The sequence below is a fragment of the Hoeflea sp. CAU 1731 genome (assembly GCF_039888615.1).
GTDB lineage: Bacteria > Pseudomonadota > Alphaproteobacteria > Rhizobiales > Rhizobiaceae > Flavimaribacter.
In genome coordinates, this window is record NZ_JBDQQS010000009.1 from 83,261 (window position 1) to 104,705 (window position 21,445).

The 21,445-nt window shown below is 58.4% G+C and carries 22 protein-coding genes; 12 read left to right on the forward strand and 10 right to left on the reverse strand.

What is annotated here, in order from left to right; translation table 11 throughout:
* Positions 1-41: 41 nt before the first annotated feature.
* The 3 genes from AAFN47_RS15585 to AAFN47_RS15595 all read right to left on the reverse strand — a co-directional run bounded on the left by AAFN47_RS15585 (position 42) and on the right by AAFN47_RS15595 (position 2,275).
* On the reverse strand, positions 42-995 hold the full coding sequence (locus AAFN47_RS15585; RefSeq protein WP_499810172.1) for an acetyl-CoA carboxylase carboxyltransferase subunit alpha: 954 nt from the start codon (positions 993-995) through the stop codon (positions 42-44).
* Between the two features lie 105 nt (positions 996-1,100).
* Positions 1,101-2,054, reverse strand: coding sequence for a site-specific tyrosine recombinase XerD (gene xerD / locus AAFN47_RS15590; RefSeq protein WP_499810173.1), 954 nt, complete (start codon positions 2,052-2,054; stop codon positions 1,101-1,103).
* Positions 2,055-2,128: 74 nt separating this feature from the next.
* Complete coding sequence (locus AAFN47_RS15595; protein WP_499810174.1) at positions 2,129-2,275, reverse strand: hypothetical protein; 147 nt, start codon at positions 2,273-2,275, stop codon at positions 2,129-2,131.
* A 187-nt stretch (positions 2,276-2,462) separates the two neighbouring features.
* Between AAFN47_RS15595 and AAFN47_RS15600 the strand changes: the two genes are divergently transcribed.
* From AAFN47_RS15600 to AAFN47_RS15610, 3 genes are read left to right on the forward strand one after another with little or no spacing between them, the layout of a single operon-like run.
* Positions 2,463-3,074 carry a shikimate kinase gene (locus AAFN47_RS15600; protein ID WP_499810175.1) on the forward strand — a complete coding sequence of 204 codons (612 nt, stop codon included), beginning with the start codon at positions 2,463-2,465 and terminating at the stop codon, positions 3,072-3,074.
* Positions 3,064-4,194 (forward strand): 3-dehydroquinate synthase, encoded by a 1,131-nt coding sequence (aroB, locus tag AAFN47_RS15605; RefSeq protein WP_499810176.1) that lies wholly within the window; start codon positions 3,064-3,066, stop codon positions 4,192-4,194. Before AAFN47_RS15600 ends, aroB begins: the two co-directional genes overlap by 11 nt.
* Positions 4,191-5,471: an HlyC/CorC family transporter gene (locus tag AAFN47_RS15610; protein WP_499810177.1), complete on the forward strand. Its 1,281-nt coding sequence runs from the start codon at positions 4,191-4,193 to the stop codon at positions 5,469-5,471. The genes aroB and AAFN47_RS15610 overlap by 4 nt, the downstream gene beginning before the upstream one ends.
* 6 nt (positions 5,472-5,477) lie before the next feature.
* On the opposite strand, the gene AAFN47_RS15615 is transcribed toward AAFN47_RS15610, so the two are convergent.
* The gene (locus AAFN47_RS15615; protein ID WP_499810178.1) at positions 5,478-5,774 is read right to left on the reverse strand and encodes a BolA family protein; all 297 of its coding nucleotides are present in this window, start codon (positions 5,772-5,774) and stop codon (positions 5,478-5,480) included.
* A 138-nt stretch (positions 5,775-5,912) separates the two neighbouring features.
* On the opposite strand from AAFN47_RS15615, the gene AAFN47_RS15620 reads away from it, so the two are divergent.
* The 4 genes from AAFN47_RS15620 to AAFN47_RS15635 all read left to right on the forward strand — a co-directional run bounded on the left by AAFN47_RS15620 (position 5,913) and on the right by AAFN47_RS15635 (position 10,563).
* Positions 5,913-6,548, forward strand: a complete 636-nt coding sequence (locus tag AAFN47_RS15620; protein ID WP_499810327.1) for a J domain-containing protein — start codon at positions 5,913-5,915, stop codon at positions 6,546-6,548.
* 84 nt (positions 6,549-6,632) lie between these two features.
* Positions 6,633-7,622: a cobaltochelatase subunit CobS gene (gene cobS, locus AAFN47_RS15625; protein ID WP_499810179.1), complete on the forward strand. Its 990-nt coding sequence runs from the start codon at positions 6,633-6,635 to the stop codon at positions 7,620-7,622.
* A gap of 7 nt (positions 7,623-7,629) precedes the next feature.
* Positions 7,630-9,531, forward strand: coding sequence for a cobaltochelatase subunit CobT (gene cobT, locus AAFN47_RS15630; protein WP_499810180.1), 1,902 nt, complete (start codon positions 7,630-7,632; stop codon positions 9,529-9,531).
* A gap of 6 nt (positions 9,532-9,537) precedes the next feature.
* Positions 9,538-10,563, forward strand: a complete 1,026-nt coding sequence (locus tag AAFN47_RS15635; RefSeq protein ID WP_499810181.1) for an esterase-like activity of phytase family protein — start codon at positions 9,538-9,540, stop codon at positions 10,561-10,563.
* Between the two features lie 9 nt (positions 10,564-10,572).
* Here the strand turns inward: AAFN47_RS15635 and AAFN47_RS15640 are convergent, their stop codons facing one another.
* Together AAFN47_RS15640 and rpmB are read right to left on the reverse strand one after the other, a co-directional pair.
* Positions 10,573-11,232 (reverse strand): queuosine precursor transporter, encoded by a 660-nt coding sequence (locus tag AAFN47_RS15640; RefSeq protein WP_499810182.1) that lies wholly within the window; start codon positions 11,230-11,232, stop codon positions 10,573-10,575.
* A 110-nt stretch (positions 11,233-11,342) separates the two neighbouring features.
* Positions 11,343-11,636: a 50S ribosomal protein L28 gene (gene rpmB / locus AAFN47_RS15645; protein WP_220231327.1), complete on the reverse strand. Its 294-nt coding sequence runs from the start codon at positions 11,634-11,636 to the stop codon at positions 11,343-11,345.
* A gap of 222 nt (positions 11,637-11,858) precedes the next feature.
* Between rpmB and yddG the strand changes: the two genes are divergently transcribed.
* The gene (gene yddG, locus AAFN47_RS15650; protein ID WP_499810183.1) at positions 11,859-12,719 is read left to right on the forward strand and encodes an aromatic amino acid exporter YddG; all 861 of its coding nucleotides are present in this window, start codon (positions 11,859-11,861) and stop codon (positions 12,717-12,719) included.
* 6 nt (positions 12,720-12,725) lie between these two features.
* Here yddG and gloB read toward each other — a convergent pair whose 3' ends face one another.
* On the reverse strand, positions 12,726-13,496 hold the full coding sequence (gloB, locus tag AAFN47_RS15655) for a hydroxyacylglutathione hydrolase (protein WP_499810184.1): 771 nt from the start codon (positions 13,494-13,496) through the stop codon (positions 12,726-12,728).
* Positions 13,497-13,595: 99 nt separating this feature from the next.
* On the opposite strand from gloB, the gene AAFN47_RS15660 reads away from it, so the two are divergent.
* On the forward strand, positions 13,596-14,369 hold the full coding sequence (locus tag AAFN47_RS15660) for a class I SAM-dependent methyltransferase (protein ID WP_499810185.1): 774 nt from the start codon (positions 13,596-13,598) through the stop codon (positions 14,367-14,369).
* On the opposite strand, the gene AAFN47_RS15665 is transcribed toward AAFN47_RS15660, so the two are convergent.
* Positions 14,361-15,941, reverse strand: coding sequence for a S1 family peptidase (locus tag AAFN47_RS15665; protein ID WP_499810186.1), 1,581 nt, complete (start codon positions 15,939-15,941; stop codon positions 14,361-14,363). The two genes, AAFN47_RS15660 and AAFN47_RS15665, sit on opposite strands and share 9 nt — an antisense overlap.
* 238 nt (positions 15,942-16,179) lie before the next feature.
* Between AAFN47_RS15665 and AAFN47_RS15670 the strand changes: the two genes are divergently transcribed.
* The gene (locus tag AAFN47_RS15670; protein WP_499810187.1) at positions 16,180-17,829 is read left to right on the forward strand and encodes an MFS transporter; all 1,650 of its coding nucleotides are present in this window, start codon (positions 16,180-16,182) and stop codon (positions 17,827-17,829) included.
* A gap of 3 nt (positions 17,830-17,832) precedes the next feature.
* Here AAFN47_RS15670 and AAFN47_RS15675 read toward each other — a convergent pair whose 3' ends face one another.
* Together AAFN47_RS15675 and phaR are read right to left on the reverse strand one after the other, a co-directional pair.
* Positions 17,833-18,045: a hypothetical protein gene (locus AAFN47_RS15675; protein ID WP_499810188.1), complete on the reverse strand. Its 213-nt coding sequence runs from the start codon at positions 18,043-18,045 to the stop codon at positions 17,833-17,835.
* Positions 18,046-18,213: 168 nt separating this feature from the next.
* Positions 18,214-18,807: a polyhydroxyalkanoate synthesis repressor PhaR gene (phaR, locus tag AAFN47_RS15680; RefSeq protein WP_499810189.1), complete on the reverse strand. Its 594-nt coding sequence runs from the start codon at positions 18,805-18,807 to the stop codon at positions 18,214-18,216.
* Positions 18,808-19,066: 259 nt separating this feature from the next.
* On the opposite strand from phaR, the gene AAFN47_RS15685 reads away from it, so the two are divergent.
* Positions 19,067-20,248: an acetyl-CoA C-acetyltransferase gene (locus AAFN47_RS15685; protein ID WP_499810190.1), complete on the forward strand. Its 1,182-nt coding sequence runs from the start codon at positions 19,067-19,069 to the stop codon at positions 20,246-20,248.
* 68 nt (positions 20,249-20,316) lie between these two features.
* Complete coding sequence (locus tag AAFN47_RS15690; RefSeq protein ID WP_220231336.1) at positions 20,317-21,042, forward strand: beta-ketoacyl-ACP reductase; 726 nt, start codon at positions 20,317-20,319, stop codon at positions 21,040-21,042.
* The last annotated feature ends 403 nt before the right edge of the window (positions 21,043-21,445 follow it).

Below are 21,445 nucleotides of genomic sequence, written 5' to 3' on the forward strand. Positions count from 1 at the left end.
TTGAACTCAATTTGATCTGACGGCTGGTAACAAATTGATCGTTATCCGCTGCGGCCGATCGCCAGAAACTTCTGCCGTCTTGCTGCAAGCAGCGTGTCTGCGTCTTTAGACATCAGTTCCTGCAGCGCCTTGTCTATGGTGTCGCCGGTGGCCGCAATCACCGCCTTGGCGTCCCGATGAGCGCCGCCAATCGGCTCCTTGATGACGCCGTCGACGACGCCGAGCGCCTGCAAATCCTGCGCTGTGATCTTCATGTTGGTCGCTGCGTCTTTCGCACGGGTGGCGTCACGCCACAGAATGGAAGCGGCCCCTTCTGGTGAAATCACGCTGTAGATGGCGTGTTCGAGCATGAAGACCCGATTGGCGGTTGCGATGGCGATTGCGCCGCCCGAACCGCCTTCGCCGAGAATAACCGAGATGATCGGAACCTTGACCTTCAGGCACACTTCAGTGGAGCGGGCGATCGCTTCGGCCTGTCCGCGCTCTTCCGCGCCGATGCCCGGATAGGCGCCGGACGTGTCGACCAGCGTAATGACGGGAAGCGAGAACCGGTCAGCAAGCTCCAGGATCCGAACCGCCTTGCGATAGCCTTCCGGTCTGGCGCTGCCGAAATTGTGCAGGATACGGGTTTTCGTATCATGGCCCTTTTCCTGGCCGATGATGGCGACCGCCTGCCCGCGAAAACGTCCAAGCCCGGCTTGTATGGCTTCGTCATTGGCGAATTTTCGGTCGCCAGCCAGTGGCGTGAACTCGTCGAAGAGGGCGGCGGCGTAATCGACGAAATGCGGTCGATCGGAATGACGGGCGACCTGCGTTTTCTGCCAGGGCGTGAGCTTGGAATAGAGTTCGGCCAGCGTATCGCGCGCCTTGATTTCGAGCTTCTCGATTTCCGAAGACGTGTCGATAATCTCGCCGTCTCCCGCGACCTTGCGGAGTTCGCGTATTTTTCCTTCAATATCGGAAAGAGGTTTTTCGAAATCGAGATAGTTGTGCATGTCTCTGTTTTTTTCGGATTGCCGGTGAGACGAAATGTGTTTCTTGGCTAAAAGTCAACGCGGTCTAAAGCAAGTAAAAACCGAAAAACCGGTCCAAAATGCGCATTATCCGGATTTTCTTGCAAGCGGATGGTGGTTCCTGACCAGTCTCTGCAACCGCTCCTCCAAAACATGCGTGTAAATCTGCGTCGTCGAAATGTCGGAATGACCAAGCAATTCCTGCACGACGCGCAGATCCGCGCCATTTTCGAGGAGGTGGCTCGCGAATGCATGGCGGACAACGTGTGGCGAGAGCTGTGATGATCGCATTCCACAGCGCACCGCCAGCGCCTTAAGGTCCCTTGCGAACACTTGGCGGGGCAGATGTCCGTCCGCCGATCGTGAGGGAAAAAGGAACGCCTGTCGATGTGGCGGCGTTTCGCGGCCGTTTTGCGTCATGGTGTCCAGATAGGCGGTCATCGCCTGGCGGGCGGTTTCCGACAGCGGCACAAGCCTTTCCTTGTCGCCTTTGCCGCGAACGATCAGGAAGCGCTTTTCCTCTTGCAAAGCAGCCGACAGCGGCAACGTGACCAGTTCGCTCACCCGCATGCCGGTGGCGTAAAGCAGTTCGAGAAGCAGCCTGAGACGCAGTCTGCCAAGCCTGGTTTGCGCATCCAGCCCCGGGACCTCGCATTCGAGTTGCGCCCTGTCGAGCAACTGGCTCACCTCCTTCGAAGAGATTGTCTTCGGCAGGCTGCGCATCTGGCGCGGGGCATCGAGATTGCCGGTCGGGTCATCGCCGCGGAGCCCTTCTGAGTAGAGAAAACGGTAGAACTGACGCATGGACGACAATCGTCTCGCCTGGGAGCTTGCGGCGAGACCGCGGCTGGCAATGTCGGCGAGATAAGCCCGCAAATCCTCAGTGGCCGCCCCTGTCAGGCCGCGTTTGCGACTGGCGAGAAATCCGTGAAGATCGGCGAGGTCGTTGCGATAGCTGGCGAGGGTGTTCTTTGATGAACCCCGCTCGGCGCTCATCATCTCCAAAAAGGTTTCGAGGTAGGTTCTGCCTGGATCTGACACGTTGCTCCCGCTATTGTTCAGGTCGTTGGAGGGACAGTAACCGTGATGTGGTTAAGAAGCCGCCAATTGCAGCGCTAATCCGGATTCACCCTGTCCGTCGGAATCCGGACGGTTATTTCCCGCGGTTTCGGCTCGACATAGGTCGTCAGCAAATACATCGACCCGTAGATCAGGCCGGCGATGACGGCGCAAAAAACCACAAGTCGGATCAGTGAAGGCATCGGCGCTTCCGTTTCCTGCATCCCATTCAGGCGAGTGCAACATTCGCCCTGTCTCTTTCAACTCCCTTTATGGCCTGAGCGTGTTGGCCATTTCAAGACTGGCTATCGCCCGATACCGTTCCGGTCGGCTGCTTGACGGGGGCTCGAGATTTGTTGATATCGGGATCCATGTTGCACGGTTCGATCCATGAATTCCCGATCTGAAGACAAGTCGTCGGCCCAGGCCGAATTGGTGCGCGACTTACTGGGGAAGCGCGCGCTGGTCTTTGTTGGGCTGATGGGGGCCGGGAAATCTGTTATTGGAAAGATGGTCGCCAACGCCATCGGTATTCCTTTCATCGATTCCGACAACGAAATCGAAAAAGCTTCGCGCATGCCGATTTCGGATCTGTTTGCATCGTATGGCGAGGCGGAGTTCAGGGCTCTGGAGGGGCGGGTGATCAGCCGGCTCCTCAAGGACGGGCCGATAGTCCTGTCGACAGGCGGCGGCGCCTTCATCAATCCGGCCACGCGCCAGGAGATCCTGCAAAGGAGCCTTTCGGTCTGGCTGAAGGCCGATCTTGACGTGCTTTGGGAGCGGGTGCGCCGCCGTAGCCACAGGCCGTTGTTGCAAACCGAAAATCCCAGACAGACCTTGCGAAATCTGATGGAGCAACGATATCCGATCTATGCTGAAGCCGATCTGGTGGTGAATTCGCGTGATGTCGCGAAGGATGTGATCGTCGGCGAGGTGATAAACGCCGTCCTTCAGATGAAACGAAACTATATGGATGCAGCGGGAGCAGCCAATGATGATTGAGGCGACGGAGGACGCGGATCGGGTCTTGGTTGATCTCGGCAATCGATCGTACGACATCCTGATCGGCGATGGTCTCGTCGACCGCGCCGGCAAGGGGATCGCGGAGCGTTTTCCAGGCGCGCGGGCCGCCATTGTCAGCGACGAGACGGTCGCAAGCCTTTATCTCGAGCGGCTCCGGAACAGTCTCGCGTCCGCCGGCGTTGACAACGCAGCGATTATCATGCCGCCCGGCGAAAAGACCAAAAGCTTTGAGCATCTGATGACCGTGGTTGACGAGATCCTTGCCGCCCGCCTTGAGCGGCGCGACGTCGTGATCGCGCTGGGCGGCGGCGTCATTGGGGATCTGACCGGCTTTGCCGCCGGCGTCGTTCGCCGCGGCATGCATTTTGTTCAGATTCCGACGACGCTGCTGGCGCAGGTGGATTCCTCTGTTGGAGGCAAGACGGGCATCAATTCGGCCCGAGGCAAGAACCTCATTGGCGTGTTTCATCAGCCGGCGCTGGTTCTTGCTGACACGAGCGTTCTCGACACGTTGAGCGCGCGTGAGTTTCGTGCGGGTTACGCTGAAACAGCGAAATACGGGCTTATCGACCAGCCGGAGTTCTTCGCCTGGTTGGAAGGGAACTGGAAGGACGTCTTCGCGGGGGGAGAAGCGCGCAGACGGGCGATCGCAACAAGTTGCCGCGCGAAGGCGGCTGTGGTCGCGGCCGACGAACGGGAATCAGGCGCGCGGGCGCTGCTTAACCTCGGCCACACGTTCGGCCATGCGTTGGAAGCCGCGGTTGGATACGACAGCAGCCGCCTCGTGCATGGCGAGGGCGTGGCGATAGGCATGGTTTTGGCGCATCAATTCTCGGTGCGGCTCAACCTCGCGAGCGTCGACGACGCAAGAAGGGTTGAGGCGCATTTGGCCGAGGTTGGACTGCCGACGACGCTGTCCGACATACCGGGCGACCTACCGCCGCCTGATCGTCTGCTGGAGCATATTGCACAGGACAAAAAGGTGGAGCGCGGACGCCTGACTTTCATTCTGACCAAAGGTGTAGGACAATCCTTTGTCGCCAGGGATGTCCCGGCTTCCGAGGTTGAGTTGTTCCTGAAGGAGAAATACGGGCAATGATCGGCGAATACTGGCTGATTCTCATTTTCATTCTCGTTCTTATTGTGGTTTCGGGCTTCTTTTCGGGGTCTGAAACCGCGCTGACCGCTGTTTCCCGGGCCCGAATGCATCAGCTTGACGCCAATGGAGAGGCGAGGGCCGGCATAGTCACGCGTCTGATCGCTCGCCAGGACCGGCTGATCGGCGCGCTTCTGATCGGAAACAATCTCGTCAACATTCTGGCCTCATCGCTTGCCACAAGCCTGTTTCTCGGCCTGCTTGGCGACAGCGGCGTGGTCTATGCGACGCTGGCCATGACGGTTCTTTTGGTGATATTCGCCGAAGTGCTTCCAAAAAGCTGGGCGATATCAACGCCTGATCGTTTCGCCATGGCTGTCGCTCCGGTGATACGCGTCTTTCTCGTCGTTGTCGGCCCTCTGTCGACCGGGGTGAACTGGATCGTGCGCAATCTGCTGGCGGCGCTCGGCGTCGAATTCTCGTCCGACCGCTCCATGTTGTCGGCGCATGAGGAGATACGCGGCGCGGTGGCGCTGCTGCACCAGGAAGGTTCTGTCATCAAGGCGGACCGGGACCGGCTGGGCGGCGTTCTCGATCTCGGCGAGCTCGAAGTGTCGGATATTATGGTGCATCGTACGTCGATGCGCATGATTAATGCCGACGAGCCGCCGGAAGAAGTCGTTCAGCAGATCCTCAAGAGCCCATACACCCGCATGCCGGTCTGGCGCGGCGAGAGCGACAATATCATTGGCGTCATCCACGCCAAGGACGTGCTCAGGGCGCTTGCCGGATCAGGCGCCAGCGCCTCCGAAATCGATATCGTCAAGATTGCCCAGAAACCCTGGTTCGTGCCCGACACCACAAATCTGAAAGATCAGCTCAACGCTTTCCTGCGCCGCAAGACCCATTTCGCGATCGTCGTGGACGAATATGGCGAGGTGGAGGGACTGGTTACGCTCGAAGACATCCTTGAGGAAATCGTCGGCGACATTTCCGATGAGCACGATCTCGACCTGCAAGGCGTGCGCCAGGAAGCGGACGGCTCGGTTGTGGTGGACGGCAATGTGCCTATCCGGGATCTCAACCGGGCGCTTGACTGGGAACTTCCCGACGAGGAGGCCACCACCGTCGCGGGTCTGGTAATTCACGAATCAAAGATCATCCCGGAGGAGCGGCAGGCCTTTACCTATTACGGAAAGCGCTTCATCGTGATGAAGCGAGACAAGAACCGCATCACCCAGTTGCGCATCCGTCCGCTCGCAGCCGATTCGGAGCGCTGATTGAAACTAACGTCGCGATGCTTCGCCAGGCGCGCGCGGTTCCACCGCGAGCGCATGCACGCCGTCAGCAAGTTCATCGGCAAGGATCTCGTTAACAGCCCTGTGACGAGCAAGTCGCGTCATGCCGTCAAATTTTTCGCTGGCGAGACGAACCCGGAAGTGGGTTTCGCCGGAACCGTCGAAGGCCTCCTGGTGCCCTGCGTGGAGATGACTCTCATTGATCACTTCAAGCTCGGTCGGCGAAAACGCCGCATGCAGCTTTTTTGTAATTCGTGCTTCAATCGTGTCAGATTTGTCTGTCATGAACGGTCAATCCTGCTATGCTATCGCGCCTTCGCACTTGCGAAGTAATGGCCATCGGCGTCAGCAGTTCCGATAATCGCGCGGATTGCTGAAAGTCAATTCTTGTTCATCGATTGTGAGATCACCATAACTGTGACTATGAAGCTGGATTCGAAATATTTTGACAGCATCCGTTCTTCCAAGAAAAAAGGCAAGAAGGGACCGGGCGCCGCAAAGCCCGACACGCCGATTTGCCAGTGGGACGGTTGCGAAAAGAAAGCCGAATTCCGCGCGCCGGTCGGTCGTGACGCGGAAGGTCAGTATTTCATGTTCTGCGCCGAACATGTGCGCGAGTACAACAAGGGCTACAATTATTTCTCGGGACTGTCTGACGGCGAGATCGCGCGCTATCAGAAGGAGGCCCTGACCGGCCATCGTCCAACATGGACCATCGGCGTCAACAAGACCTCAAAGGCGTCGCCGCGACACGCACAGACCAGATCAGGCAGCGCAGCGTCCTTCGCGAATATGCGCGATCCTTTCAGGTTGTTTGAGGAGGGCAAGGCCGGTCGCAAGCCGCAACCTCGGCAGCGCAAGCTGAAAACCCTTGAGGCCAAGGCTTTCGACACCATGGGTCTGGCCGCCAATGCAACCTCCTCGGACATTAAGTCGCGCTACAAGGAGCTCGTCAAACTGCATCACCCGGACGCCAATGGCGGTGATCGCCGCTCGGAAGAGCGTTTTCGGGCTGTGATACAGGCCTACCAATTGTTAAAGCAGTCCGGTTTCTGCTAGACGGTTCCTCAAGAGACCTTTGACAGTCATCAATCAAGCAGAATTGGACGGAGCGACCCCGGCGAGGATCGCGTTGGAGTTACAATGAACAAGATCGACCTGGACATAAACAATCTGCCGGACAGTACGGTGTCGGTGCGTGAACTCTTCGGTATCGACAGCGACTGGAAGGCGCCTGCCTACAGCCAGGGCGACGCATATGTGCCCGACCTCGATCCGGACTATCTGTTCGACAAGGAAACCACGATGGCGATCCTTGCGGGCTTCGCCCACAATCGTCGCGTGATGATCTCCGGATATCACGGCACCGGAAAGTCGACGCATATCGAGCAGGTCGCCGCCAGACTCAACTGGCCGTGTGTGCGCGTCAATCTCGATAGCCATGTCAGCCGTATTGACCTTGTTGGCAAGGACGCCATCGTTCTTCAGGACGGCCAGCAGGTCACGGAATTTCGAGACGGCATTCTTCCCTGGGCGTATCAACACAATATCGCACTCGTCTTCGACGAGTATGACGCCGGCCGGCCGGATGTGATGTTTGTTATTCAGCGCGTGCTGGAATCGTCAGGTCGCCTGACGCTTCTCGACCAGAGCCGGGTGATCCGCCCGCACCCCGCTTTCCGCCTGTTCGCAACAGCGAACACGGTCGGTCTCGGCGACACGACGGGCCTCTACCATGGCACGCAGCAGATCAATCAGGCGCAGATGGACCGTTGGTCGATCGTCACGACGCTGAACTATCTGCCGCATGACAACGAGGTTGATATCGTTATCGCTAAGGTGAAGAGCTTTACCACCGAAGAAGGCCGCGAAACCGTTTCCAAGATGGTTCGCGTCGCTGACATGACGCGCGCGGCGTTCATAAACGGCGACCTGTCAACTGTCATGAGCCCCAGAACGGTGATCACCTGGGCCGAAAACGCCGAAATCTTTGGCGATGTCGCCTTCGCCTTTCGCCTGACCTTTCTCAACAAGTGCGATGAGCTGGAGCGCACACTCGTGGCGGAGCAGTATCAGCGGGCCTTCGGTGAAGAACTGAAGGAAAGCGCCGCCAATATCGTACTCGACAGCTGATTACGCCATGGCGGGCCGTGGAGACAATTCGAAGGCGAAGCCGGGCGGACCGGTTGACGTTGAGCCGTTCAAGCGCGCCTTGACCGGCTGTGTCCGTTCGATCGCGAACGACGGAGAACTGGAAGTCGTTTTCGCCAATGACCGCCCCGGTCTCGCCGGTGAGCGGATGCGTTTGCCGGATCTTCCGAAAAAGCCAAGCCAGACGGACGTGCAGATCACCCGCGGCGTCGGCGATTCGCTGGCCCTGCGCAAGGCCTGTCACGACGCCACTCTCCACAATACGATGTCGCCTGCGGGCGAAGATGCGCGGCAGATCTTCAACGCTGTCGAGCAGGCCCGCGTCGAGGCTATCGGCTCAAACCGCATGGCCGGCGTCGCCGATAATCTGACCGCCGCGCTTTCCGACCGTTACGCCAAGTCGAATTTCGCTAACCTGACAGACCGGTCCCAGGCTCCTTTGCATGATGCTCTGGCGTTGCTGGTGCGTGAAAAACTGACGGGCCTCAAAGCGCCGGAGAGCGCCGGTCCGGTGGTCGATCTGTGGCGCGACTGGATTGAAGAGAAAGCCGGCGAAGACCTCACCCATATGGACGAGAAGATCGAGGACCAGAAAGGGTTCGCCCGGCTGGTGCGGGACATGCTCGCCCATATGGACGTCGCCGAGGAATATGGCGAGGACCAGGAGCAGTCCGACGACCAGGAAGACAGCAGCGACGACGACCAGCCCAGATCAGAAGAGGAAAACCAGCAGAGTTCGGAAGAAGAAGCCGGCTCTGAAGCCTCGCCAGCCGACGAGAACGAAGCCGCCGACGAGCAAATGGACGACGGCGAGATGGACGGCGCGGAACTGTCCGACGAAGATTCGCCGGACGATCTGGACGACGAAACCGAAACGCCCGGTGAAACGCGGCGCCCGAACACCCCTTTCGACGATCTCGACCAGAAGGTCGATTACAAGGTCTTCACGACCGCCTTCGACGAAATGATCGAAGCTGAAGAGCTTTGCGACGAAGCGGAACTGGAACGTCTCCGCAGTTTTCTCGACAAGCAGCTTGCCCATTTGCAGGGCGTTGTCGGACGGCTCGCCAATAGGCTGCAGCGCCGGCTGATGGCGCAGCAGAACCGCAGTTGGGAATTCGATCTCGAGGAAGGCTATCTCGACTCCGCCCGCCTCGTGCGCATGATCATAGATCCGATGCAGCCACTGTCCTTCAAGATGGAGCGTGACACCAATTTCCGCGACACAGTCGTCACGCTGCTGATCGACAATTCAGGATCCATGCGTGGAAGGCCAATCACGGTCGCCGCAACCTGCGCCGACATCCTGGCGCGAACGCTTGAGCGCTGCGGTGTGAAGGTCGAAATCCTCGGATTTACGACAAAGGCGTGGAAAGGCGGGCAATCGCGAGAAAAATGGCTGTCAGACGGCAAGCCGGCTACGCCCGGCCGTCTTAACGACCTCAGGCACATCATCTACAAATCGGCGGATGCGCCCTGGCGAAGGGCGCGCCGAAATCTCGGTCTGATGATGCGCGAAGGCCTGTTGAAGGAGAATATCGACGGCGAGGCGCTGATCTGGGCGCACAACAGGATGCTTGGACGTCCCGAACAGCGCCGGATTCTCATGATGATTTCGGATGGCGCGCCAGTTGACGATTCAACGCTTTCGGTTAATCCCGGCAACTATCTGGAGCGACATCTACGCGCTGTGATCGAGGAAATCGAAACCCGGTCGCCGATCGAACTGCTTGCCATTGGTATCGGTCATGACGTGACGCGTTACTATCGGCGCGCAGTCACCATTGTCGATGCGGAAGAACTCGCCGGCGCAATGACGGAACAGCTGGCAGCGCTTTTCGAGGAAGAGGACAGCTCGGCGAAGGGCGGTGGATACCGCCGGGCGGGGTAAGATCATTTGAACGGTAGAACTCTACCAGCCTCGATACTGAAAACGGCATTCTTTCTAATCAGTCTTGCGCTTGTTTCTTCTGTATGCGCGCTGGCGGCCCCCGCCGGCACTGAGAAGATCCCCGTACAGTCGGATGTAATAAATCGCTTTCGCGTCGGATCGACCGAGACACGTTTCGGATCGCTGGAATTTGTCGGAGGTCTCGAGCTTTCCTCGCACAGCAGCAAATTCGGCGGCATGTCTGCGATCCGGATGTTGGACGATCGCAACTTTCTGGGCGTCATGGATACTGGCTACTGGTATTTCGGGACGCTTGAACGCGACCAAGCTGGCCGGCCATCCGCCGTCACGGATTTTGCCGTTGGCAAAATCCTCGGAAACGGCGACGATAAATATGGTTCGGACGCTGAAGGTATGGTCATCGACGGCAACCGCGTTCTGGTGAGTTTTGAGCGCGACCATCGAATCGGAGCATTCGATCTCAACCTCATTCCGCGCAGTGCGGGCAAGAACCTGCCGCATCCAATCCCATTGCACGAATTCCGGTCAAATGCCGGGATGGAAGCAATAGCGAAAGCGCCATCCGGCGGAGCGCTGGATGGTTCCATCGTCGTCCTGACCGAAAAAAGCCTGGACAAGAAAGGCGATATATTCGCTGCCGTTCTTTCGGGTCCGCAAAAGGGCGTATTTTTCGTCAGGCGATGGGGCCGCTACGACATCACAGACGCAGATTTTTTGCCCGACGGCGCTCTTCTGGTTCTGGAGCGGCGCTTCAATCTTGCCGACGGTATCGGTATGCGGATCCGGCGGATCGCCGCCGGAGATATCAGGCCCGGCGCGACGGTGGACGGCGAGGTGATCATGGAGGCGAACCTCGCCAATCAAATCGATAATATGGAGGGGCTCGATGTGTTTGAGACCCCTGACGGCGGCACGCATATCATGCTGGTGTCCGACGACAACCGCTCGATTCTGCAGCGGACGCTGATGCTCGAGTTCCGGCTCGTGGATGAACCGAAGACCATGAATTGAACAGCTTGTTCAGGCTGTGGTCCTGGCCGGGTGGGTCCAGGCGATGACGACGCGGTAAGGCGCCAGCAGAGCGAGCGCTACCAACAACTTCACTGTCAGGTCGCCGATCGCCCAGGAGACCCAGCGGGGCGCATGGATATTGACGACGCCGGCAAGCGGCGCGAGATCGATAGCGAAAGCATCATTTGGACCGATGAAGCTGAAACCGGTGGCGAAGGCCAGCGAGAAGAATATCAGCGTATCGATGATCGACCCGAAAAACGACGAAACCAGCGGCGCGTGCCACCAGAACGAATTGCGCAGCCGGTTGAAGATCGTAACGTCGAGGAGTTGCGCCACCAAAAAGGCTGAGCCCGATGCAATAGCGATCCGAGGCGTCGAGAGATACCAGGACAGGAAAACCGCGAAAAGGAAGCCCGTAAAGACAACGACGCGCGCCCGTCTTGGCCCAAATTTTCGGTTGGAAAGATCCGTGACCAGGAAAGCGACCGGGTAGGTAAAGGCGCCCCAGGTCAAGAGGTCGTCCAGCTTGAGTTCACCCATTGTCAAAAAGACTGGGAACTGAACCAGATAGTTGGAGGCAATGACAACCAGGGCCATTGCGATGATGAAGGGGACGAGACGTCCGTACGTCGTTTCTGACGCAGATACAGATTTGTTGCTCTGCATTTTTTTATCCTGGGTGATGCCACCAGTTTGCCGTTGCCTGAGCAATGGACGTTGAAAAAATGCGGACCGGCAAACCCGATCCGCTGCTATACTTTAAGCTTGTCGCCTAATCAGGCGGCTGCTTCGGCCAGCTTCTTTGCAATTTCGCGCTTTATCAGGCGAGCGCGCTGGGCGAGCTGCTTCTCGTCAGCCTTCATCAGGAAAGCGTCGAGGCCGCCGCGATGCTCAACGGAACGCAGAGCCGCTGCGGAGATGCGCAGGCGGAAATTACGGTCGAGCGCTTCGGAATTCAGCGTGACATGGCACAGATTCGGGAGGAATTTGCGTCTCGTCTTGTTATTGGCATGGCTAACATTGTTGCCCGACTGGACGGCCTTGCCGGTCAATTCGCAACTGCGGGACATGGGTTTCACCTTCGGTTTCATTTGCCAATGGCTATGCGTGTCCGGTGCGTATGTCCGGCCGCGCCATTCTGGCCTGTCATTGGAAGTCGCGGTTCTATAGTCGCAGCCGCGCTGGCCGTCAAGCCTGTGGTCTGGAATTCCCTGCGGCTTTGCGGTACTGGCGTTCATTCACGCTTGGCGCGGATCCGACGCCGCTTAATCCGTTTATGGGACAGGTTACAGATGCGAGCAACCCTGATTGGCTTCAGCGCCATTTTGATGTGGTCGTTGCTCGCGCTTTTGACAGCTTTGTCCGGAGCGGTTCCGCCTTTTCAACTCGCGGCCATCTGCTTTCTCATCGCGACAGTGATCGGTTTGGCGTCCCTGTCGTCACGGCCGGGAAGCTACCGCGCTTTGCGTCAGCCCTGGCCGGTATGGCTGCTGGGCGTTGGCGGATTGTTCGGATACCATTTTTTCTATTTTACGGCGCTGCGCAATGCGCCGGCCGTGGAAGCGGGTTTGATCGCCTATCTCTGGCCTCTACTGATCGTGGTCGGCTCTGCGCTTCTGCCTGGAGAAAAGCTTGGCTGGCACCATGTGGCCGGAACGCTTGCGGGACTCGCCGGAACCGTGCTGATCATCGCGGGCAAGGGGCTCTCCTTCGAAACCCAATACGTTTTCGGATATGGGACGGCGCTCGCCTGCGCTTTCATCTGGTCGACCTATTCGCTGGTGTCCAGGCGCTTCGGCGCCGTGCCGACAGACGCGGTGACCGGCTTTTGCGCGGCGACGGCGGCGCTTGCTCTCGTTTGCCACCTGATCTGGGAACAGACCGTCTGGCCGTCCGGGGCAACCCAGTGGCTGGCTGTTCTTGGCCTCGGCCTGATGCCGGTCGGCGGCGCGTTCTATGTCTGGGACTATGGCGTCAAGCACGGCAATATCCAGATTCTCGGCGCATTCAGCTATGCTGCGCCGCTGTTTTCGACGCTGATCCTGATTGCCGCTGGCATTGGCGAACCGAGCTGGCGCATTGCTGTCGCCTGCGTGCTGATCACCGGCGGCGCGGCGCTTGCCGCCAAGGAACTATTGCGACGCAAACGTTGACGGCCGTCAGAAGTTGTCTTTGCGTTTGCGTATCTCCGCGAAGACGGCGACATCGTCCGCATTGGCCATGCCGAGCACCTTTCGGATACCGGGATCGGAGGCCCGCAGGAACGGATTGGTTCGTTTTTCAAGGCCGATTGTTGTCGGAAGGGTGGGTTTGTCTTCAGCCCTGAGCGCCTCGATTTCCCGCACCCGGGTTGACAATTCCCCGTTGTCGGGATCGACGGTCACCGCGAAGCGGGCGTTGGAGAGCGTATATTCGTGGCCGCAATAGACCTGCGTGTCATCCGGCAGGTCTGCAAGTTTCTGCAGCGAATTATACATCTGGGGCGCTGTTCCTTCGAAGATCCGGCCGCAGCCCAGCGCAAACAGGGTGTCGGCCGCGAACACTGTCTTCGCGGCGGGAAAGTAATAGCTGATATGGCCGAGTGTGTGGCCAGGCGTCTCGAGCACCTGAACCTCGAAGCTGCCGAAGGTGAACATATCGCCCTGGCCAACCGGTTTGTCGATGCCCGGAATCTTCTTGGCTTCACCGGCCGGACCGATGATCGTCACCCCGAATTCTTTCTTCAACGCCTTGTTCGCGTCCACATGATCCTGATGGTGATGCGTCGTCAGGATGTGGGTCAGCTTCCAGCCAGTGCGCTCAAGCGCCTCGAGGATCGGCCCTTCCTGGGGCGCGTCGATCGAGGCGGTGTCTCCGGTTTTCGGATCATGGATCAGAACGCAGAAATTGTCGCTCCGGCAGATGAACTGTTCGATTTGCAATTGCGGCAAAGCGTCCTCCTGTGTTGTATCATGCGAACTTCATGCATGTATGCAACATGCAGACGATAACTTCAAACTGCTGTTTTACCGCCATGGTGGGCGTCATCTATGCACACAGATATTGTTGAACTGAGACAGTTTTATCAGTCCCATCTTGGTCGTTTGGCGCGCAATGCAATAACCATGGCCCTTTCAACGCTTTGGGTATCCCTGCCTGACGAGCGCCTTATGGGGCTAGGCTACACGACGCCCTATCTCGACCGGTTCGGTACGGACGCCGAGCGCAGGCTGGCCTTCATGCCGGCCGGCCAGGGAGCGGTTCGCTGGCCGTCCCAGAAGGCGTGCGCTACGGCGCTGGTCTTCGACGAGGAATTGCCACTGCCGGATTCCGCCCTCGATCGAATCCTGATGGTCCATGCGCTGGAATTCGCTGAGAGTCCGCGCGAAACCCTGATGGAGGCCTGGCGGGTGCTGTCCCCGGGCGGGCGGTTGGTGATCGTGGCGCCGAACCGAAGAGGCGTATGGGCGCGGATGGAACACACGCCATTCGGATCCGGCACGCCCTATTCGCGCAATCAGCTGACGCGCCTTCTGCGCGACGCGAATTTCACGCCGGAAGCCTATTCCGAGGCGTTGATGTTCCCGCCGTCGCGGTGGCGCTCGATACTGAGCGTCACGCGTACCCTTGAACGGGCCGGTCGGCGCTATTGGCCTTTCCTGAGCGGTGTGGTGATCATCGAGGCGCAGAAGCGGTTATATCAGGGTCTGCCTGTCGCAGAACGCAGCTCGCGGCGCGTTTTCGTTCCGGTGCTCGCGCCGCAGGGCGTAACACGGGTTCAGCGGATCAAGGCAAAACCGGAAGGCAACGCCCACTTAGTTTGAAGGCGCTTCCAGAAGCTTGCGGACCTCGCTCGCCGGTACGCCGAGATTGGATCCGCCATATTCCGGCAGGATCGCCGAATTGACGGCGATCACTTCGCCGTTGATATCGAGAACAGGCCCGCCGCTGCCGCCTCGCGTCGTTTCTGCGTCATAGGCGATGATCCCTTCGGAAACTCTGGCGACGATGCCGCGGCTGGCAAGCGGTTCGATGTGGCCGCTTTCAGCGAGACGCGCCGCCACGTCCCAGAAGCCGGTTTCTCCGAGTGTTTTCAGGTTTTCCACAAATCGGTTGCCCGCCTGAACGAGCAACGCCTTTAGGCCTGTCGGGTATCCCATCAAAATAATGGCGTCGCCCGGTAGCGCTTGCCGTTCGGACAGGACGAGGCCGTTCGTTTCCCGCGAAAGATTGGCGGTTTCCAGCAGAGCGATGTCCGCGGTTTCGCTGACACGCACGACCGCAAGATCCATTATATTGGAATCGCCGGGCGCATAGGCCAGAAACCGGATCATTACCGGCTCCAGACCGCTTGCCCCGAGTGTCTCGATATTCGCGTCATTTTGCCATGGGACGCCGATATGCCGATTGGTGACGATGAGGGGGTCGCTTCCGACAAAAAAGCCGGAGCCGGTGAATTGACGTTCGGCGACCGGGCCGTCGCCTTCCAATGATAGCAACGGCAATCCGTTCGGAAGTGTCAGCGGCGCGCCATCGGGGCCGATAACCTGCCGCAGCATGCGTCCGTCAGACGTATTGCGAAATCCGTAGGCGCCCTGGATGAAAACCACTGCGGAGCGGGCCGCGGCTATGATTTCAGTGCTCGCCGTCGAACGTCGTTCGATTTCGGAGACCCGCTCGGAAGTGACGCCGATACGACTTTCAAAGTCACTCTGAAGTGTTTCCAGGTCTTGCGGAGTTATGGCCTCCTGGCGAGAACGGGCGAGCACACGGGAGAAATGTTCGAGTTCCGCCACGCCGCTTTCAATCTGTAGCCGCTGCAATTCGTTCATGCGGTATTGCTGGAAGACGAGAAAGCCGAGCGCAGCGATGCTTATGAGCATCGCTATCCGGAAAAGCACCGTGGTATCGCTCGTCAGGCGGCGCGCTGTCTGGCTGCAGGATCGCATGAGCCTTACCGCCACAGGCCGCCGACTGTTGCGGAAATAGGCGGCCGTGTCGCTGAAGATGCTGGCGACGCTGTCATGCATCTTGCGGCTGTTCGCATAGAGGTAATAGCGCGACATCGGTCCGTTCTCGCCGAACTCGATCATGTCGTGATGCCTGAGCAACTGGGCGCTGGCCGGTTGTCCGTTGATCCACAATGGACGGCCGTCAACCGCCTCGATTGAATAATGGTTGCTGTCTGACCGTTTGAGACGCGCAACAGGCTCAGGCGTTCGGCGGTCCTTGTCCGAGGCCATGCAGATACGGCCGTCGGTGCGTAATCCGAGTTCGATTTCCGGTTGCCAGAGCCACGACACCGAACCGCGCGAGGGGCCGGTCAGGTGCTCGAGAGCCGCCACCGCCTGCGTGTCTTCCAGATCGATCGTGCCTTTCGACGCCTCGGCTTCCATTGCCTTTCCTGCTAGTGCCCCGAATCTGAAGTTCGTTACATCCTGCAGCACGATTTATTCGAACTTCACATTCGATAAGGGCACTAGCAAGATAATGATTCTAGTGTGGTTTACGGATTTGAAGTTCCTGTATGAGACAGCTGCTACAATGTAAGCAACTTCAAATCCACCACACTAGAGCGGAATGTCATAGATGTAGTGTATCGGGACGATCGTGCAAACTGCCGGGAGACAGTCATTGATCGAATACTTGCGCAAGGCTTTGGAAGTGTTCGCTGGCTGGCGCCAAGCCGTAGTCGTGGACCTGATGCGCCAACTCCGCTGGTCGTTCCTGCCGCCGCTTATGGTTTATCTCGCAGCCGGCGTTTCCGGCCTTACCGGCATCGTCGGCGCATTCTACGTCAAGGAATATCTGGGCCTTTCAGCAGCCTTCATTGCCGGGCTCGCCTTCTGGGCGGGGCTGCCATGGGCGCTGAAGATGCCGCTCGGTCACCTTGTCGACCTGATCTGGCGATGGAAGTCCCTGCTTGTCTTTCTTGGCGCAGGGCTTATCGCGACCAGCCTGATGATCATGTACGCCATCGTGTCCTGGCCCTTGGACATGGCGGCGATCATGCCGCTTGAAGCCTGGTATGTGGTCAGCCTGTTGCTCGCTCCCTGCGGCTACGTGATCCAGGATTCAGTCGCTGATGCGATGTCGGTCGAGGCCGTGCCAAAGGTCGACGAGGAGGGGCGCCCGTTCACCGAAGCGGCCCAGAAGGCGATGCACACGACGATGCAGACCCTCGGACGCATTGCGTTGATCAGCGGCCTCGTCGCGGTCGCGGCCCTCAACATCTTCATGTTCTCAGGCATCGAGAGCATGGATGAAGGCCAGAAGACGGACACCTACGCCCGTATCTATCTCTATGCACTGGTCATCCCTGTTATCTCGATTTCCGGCGTTATTCTTGCAGAGTTTATTCGCCACCGCCGTCGACGCGCCTTTCTTGAACAGGGCATGGACGAGGAAAGCATCAGCGATCTCCTCGACCGCCCCGACGAGAATGTCGAGCCGAATTACTGGTTTTTCGGCGGCGGCCTCGCCTTCGTCGCGCTCACCTTGACCGTCGGCCTGTCCGATCTTGCCTGGTCACAGGAGATTGTCTTCGCCGGCTCAATGATCATCGTCCTGATACTGATGCGCCAATTGATCGCCGTGCTCGAACCCGACCGGGCGCGTATTCTGGTCGGCACAGCGATCATTATCTTCGTTTTTCGCGCCGTGCCTTTGCCCGGTCCCGGGGCAACCTGGTTTCAAATCGATGTCCTCGGCTTCGATCAGCAGTTCCTTTCGATCCTCTCGTTGATTGTTTCGCTTCTGACGCTTGCCGGAATGATCGTCCTGCGCCCGCTGATGGCGTCGCATTCGATCGTCTATATCGTCGCGTTGCTGACGCTGGCGTCTGGCATTCTTTCATTGCCGAATATCGGATTGTATTACGGGGTTCAGGAATGGACCGCGCGCCTGACCGGAGGCGTGGTCGACGCGCGCTTCATCGCCATCATGGATACGGCGCTGGAATCGCCACTGGGCCAGGTAGCGATGATTCCGATGCTCGCCTGGATCGCGCGCAACGCACCGGCGGAACTCAAGGCGACTTTCTTCGCGGTGATGGCGTCGTTCACCAATCTGGCTTTATCTGCAAGCAGCCTCTTTACCCGTCATCTCAACGAGATATTCGTCGTGACACGCGAGGTGACGGATCGCGAGACAGGCGCGATCGTCACGGCCGCGGATTACAATCAGCTCGGCGTTCTGCTTATCCTGGTCGCGACGATCTCGGTCGTGGCGCCGCTGCTAGCGATATTCATCGTGCAGATGTCGCCGCTGCGGACAAACGAATAGCCGTCAGATTGACGGACGTTCAACGCCTTTTGCTTCGAACTCAGCCTCGAGACGTTTCTCAAGTTCTACGAGATCCTGGGGCAGAGGCTGGCCCGTCGCGCGAAGCTGACTCAATTCCATATGGATCTGAAGCAGCAATTCGCGGGTGTCCTCCGGCTGGTTCTCCATATCGACGAACATCATGTTCAATCGTGTAATCAGGTCTTCAAAAACCATGCCGCAGGCATCTCCTCTTGCGCAGGTTGACGGGTCGCGACGTTTGTCAGCTTTTCAGCCAATGTCAAGACGCAGCCCGCCTGCCGTTTAATGTTGGTCACGTTCAAGTTTGGCTGCCCATCGACGCAGCCTGCTGTCTGAGAATTCCGACCAATAATCGCGCGGGCTTCAGTCGCCCAGTGAATCCAGTTTTTCCTGGAGTGAGCGCAACTGGTCTTTCAGGTCCTGAATATCCTGATTGCCCGATTTGGATTTGGGGCTGCTGGCGGGTGTGTTCCCGGCGGTCTTTGCAAATGGCGAAAACATCTGCATGGCCTGCTGGAACATCTCGGTGTTGCGGCGCACCTGGTCCTCGACCATCTGTATCGGCGCCTGCATGTTGCGCGTGATCGGCGTTTCGCCAAAAGCCTTGGTGAGCTGTTCGCGCATCTGCTCTTGCTGGGCGCCGAAGGCGCTCATGGAATGCTCCAGATAACTCGGAACCAGCATTTGCATCTGGTCGCCATAATAGGTGATGAGTTGTCGCAGAAAGGAGACAGGCAAGAGCGTGTTGCCGGTCTTCGATTCCTGTTCGAAGATGATCTGGGTGAGCACAGAATGCGTGATGTCTTCACCGGACTTGGCGTCGATGACCACAAAATCGTCGCCATCCTTCACCATGACCGCCAGATCATCGAGCGTCACATAGGTGCTCGTGCCGGTGTTATAGAGCCGCCGGTTGGCGTATTTTTTGATGACGGTCTGACCATCTACTTTGGTCATTCACACGACCTCCCTGTCGGCGCTTCCCGGACTTCGGGCATGATACGGTATCCGTACAATAGACAACAGATGAACACGAGCCGAAAAAAAAGTATAGCATGTTTTGCACATTTTTGTGCAACGCCGCAAAAGTTTTAGGCATAAGTGCCATGAAACCCGCGGGCGGATGACCGTCTGCGGCGGGAAGCCGGTTTGACTTCCTGACTGTCCTCGGTCAGTCTCAAACCACACAGTATAACCATCTTTATAGGGAAGAATCATGTCAACACCATCAGTCGTCATCGCCAGCGCGGCGCGCACCGCGGTTGGTTCTTTCAATGGCGCGTTCGCGAACGAACCCGCCCACAAATTGGGCGCGACTGCAATCTCCGGCGCGCTGGAGCGCGCGGGCGTGCAAGCTGCCGAGGTCAATGAGGTGATCATGGGGCAGATCCTGTCTGCCGGCGAGGGCCAGAATCCTGCCCGTCAGGCCGCCATGGCCGCCGGCATTCCGGCCGAAGCGACGGCTTGGGGACTGAACCAGCTCTGCGGATCGGGCCTTCGCGCGGTCGCCGTTGGCATGCAGCAGATCGTCAGCGGAGACGCGGACATCATCGTTGCGGGTGGGCAGGAATCGATGTCCATGGCTCCGCACGCCGCGCATTTACGCGCAGGCAAGAAGATGGGCGACCTGCAAATGATCGACACGATGATCAAGGACGGCCTGACCGACGCTTTCTATGGTTACCATATGGGCAATACGGCGGAGAATATCGCCTCTCGCTGGCAGCTGACCCGCGATGAGCAGGACACATTCGCCGTCGCGTCCCAGAATAAGGCGGAAGCCGCGCAGAAGGCTGGCCGTTTCGACGATGAGATCGTTCCCTATACCGTCAGCAGCCGCAAGGGCGACATCGTTGTCGACAAGGACGAATACATCCGCTACGGCGCATCGGTCGAACAAATGGCGAAGCTGCGCCCGGCCTTCGCCAAGGACGGCACGGTGACTGCCGCCAACGCTTCCGGAATTAACGACGGGGCGGGCGCAGCCGTCCTGATGAGCGAAGCGGAGGCGCAAAAGCGCGGGATCACGCCGATGGCGCGCATCGTTTCCTGGGCGACCGCAGGCGTCGACCCGCAAATCATGGGCACCGGCCCAATTCCCGCATCGCGCAAGGCGCTTGAGAAGGCGGGCTGGTCGATCGGCGATGTCGAGCTTGTCGAGGCCAACGAAGCGTTCGCGGCTCAGGCCTGCGCCGTCAACAAGGATCTTGGCTGGGATCCGGAGATCGTCAATGTGAATGGCGGCGCTATTGCAATCGGTCACCCGATTGGCGCGTCAGGCGCCCGAATTCTCAACACGCTGTTGTTTGAAATGCAGAGGCGCGAGGTCAAGAAGGGACTTGCCACCTTGTGCATCGGCGGCGGCATGGGCGTCGCAATGTGCGTTGAACGGTTCTGATAGTCAGTGCGGCGGAACGGCCTGACTGCCGTTTCGCCTCATCAATAAATTTGCAGGGAGAAAAAGCCATGAGCAGGGTTGCAGTTGTTACGGGTGGGTCACGCGGGATTGGCGCCGCCATATCGGTCTGCCTGAAGGATGCAGGCTACAAGGTCGCCGCCAATTACGCCGGCAATGACGAAAAGGCCAAGGCATTCAACGAGGAAACCGGGATACCGGTCTACAAATGGGACGTCTCGAAATATGAGGCCTGCGTCGAAGGGCTTGCCAAAATCGAAGCTGATCTCGGACCCGTGGACGTACTGGTCAACAATGCCGGCATTACCCGCGACGCCATGTTCCACAAAATGACGCCGGAAAACTGGAACGATGTTATCAACACCAATCTGACCGGTCTGTTCAATATGACCCATCCGGTCTGGCCCGGCATGCGCGACCGCGGATTCGGGCGCATCATCAATATTTCTTCCATCAACGGTCAGAAAGGCCAAATGGGGCAGGCCAACTATGCGGCTGCAAAGGCCGGTGACATTGGATTCACCAAGACGCTTGCCCAGGAGGGCGCGGCGAAGGGCATTACCGTAAACGCAATATGCCCCGGCTATATCGGCACGGAGATGGTGCGCGCGGTTCCCGAGAAGGTGCTCAACGAACGCATCCTGCCGCTAATTCCGGTTGGACGGTTGGGAGAGCCGGAAGAAATAGGGCGCTGTGTGGTCTTCCTCGCGTCCGACGACGCCGGCTTCGTGACCGGTTCCACGCTGTCCGCCAATGGCGGTCAATACATGACCTGATTTCGACCTTCGGGGCCATCCAGGAAACCAGTCGGGTCCCGAGTATGCAGGGCGAAGGCGACGCGTGACATTCAATCTATGGGCGCAATTGGTTAACGCCGGCGGTCAATCCTGACCGAATAAAGTCGCGAAACCTGCGTCCCTGTTGTGGTTGACTCTGAAAGAATATCCATATGTTGTGTGAACAATTCAGGAACATCGTCAGGTAAGCGATTCGTCGCTGATTCGTTCCGCTTTTGATCGAAATCTTAACGGAAATCGCTATATGGAGACGAGTACCGTTAACTTTCTGTCAAGAATTTCCCGGAATTTACAAATGTTTAACCATGAACCGCGCAGGCGAACCGTCGTGTTCTCATCAAAGGTTAACGGGCGGTGAGATTCTTGTCCAAATTGCCATACG

Bases quoted from the DNA above. Each gene is read 5' to 3' on its own strand.
- aroB (WP_499810176.1), top strand. From the start codon at position 3,064: ATGATGATTGAGGCGACGGAGGACGCGGATCGGGTCTTGGTTGATCTC.
- AAFN47_RS15615 (WP_499810178.1), bottom strand. From the start codon at position 5,774: ATGACAGACAAATCTGACACGATTGAAGCACGAATTACAAAAAAGCTG.
- cobS (WP_499810179.1), top strand. From the start codon at position 6,633: ATGAACAAGATCGACCTGGACATAAACAATCTGCCGGACAGTACGGTG.
- AAFN47_RS15665 (WP_499810186.1), bottom strand. From the start codon at position 15,941: ATGGAAGCCGAGGCGTCGAAAGGCACGATCGATCTGGAAGACACGCAG.
- AAFN47_RS15660 (WP_499810185.1), top strand. From the start codon at position 13,596: ATGCACACAGATATTGTTGAACTGAGACAGTTTTATCAGTCCCATCTT.
- AAFN47_RS15640 (WP_499810182.1), bottom strand. From the start codon at position 11,232: ATGCAGAGCAACAAATCTGTATCTGCGTCAGAAACGACGTACGGACGT.
- AAFN47_RS15685 (WP_499810190.1), top strand. From the start codon at position 19,067: ATGTCAACACCATCAGTCGTCATCGCCAGCGCGGCGCGCACCGCGGTT.
- AAFN47_RS15690 (WP_220231336.1), top strand. From the start codon at position 20,317: ATGAGCAGGGTTGCAGTTGTTACGGGTGGGTCACGCGGGATTGGCGCC.
- AAFN47_RS15595 (WP_499810174.1), bottom strand. From the start codon at position 2,275: ATGCCTTCACTGATCCGACTTGTGGTTTTTTGCGCCGTCATCGCCGGC.
- AAFN47_RS15620 (WP_499810327.1), top strand. From the start codon at position 5,913: ATGAAGCTGGATTCGAAATATTTTGACAGCATCCGTTCTTCCAAGAAA.
- cobT (WP_499810180.1), top strand. From the start codon at position 7,630: ATGGCGGGCCGTGGAGACAATTCGAAGGCGAAGCCGGGCGGACCGGTT.
- rpmB (WP_220231327.1), bottom strand. From the start codon at position 11,636: ATGTCCCGCAGTTGCGAATTGACCGGCAAGGCCGTCCAGTCGGGCAAC.
- AAFN47_RS15610 (WP_499810177.1), top strand. From the start codon at position 4,191: ATGATCGGCGAATACTGGCTGATTCTCATTTTCATTCTCGTTCTTATT.
- phaR (WP_499810189.1), bottom strand. From the start codon at position 18,807: ATGACCAAAGTAGATGGTCAGACCGTCATCAAAAAATACGCCAACCGG.
- AAFN47_RS15600 (WP_499810175.1), top strand. From the start codon at position 2,463: ATGAATTCCCGATCTGAAGACAAGTCGTCGGCCCAGGCCGAATTGGTG.
- AAFN47_RS15585 (WP_499810172.1), bottom strand. From the start codon at position 995: ATGCACAACTATCTCGATTTCGAAAAACCTCTTTCCGATATTGAAGGA.
- yddG (WP_499810183.1), top strand. From the start codon at position 11,859: ATGCGAGCAACCCTGATTGGCTTCAGCGCCATTTTGATGTGGTCGTTG.
- AAFN47_RS15675 (WP_499810188.1), bottom strand. From the start codon at position 18,045: ATGGTTTTTGAAGACCTGATTACACGATTGAACATGATGTTCGTCGAT.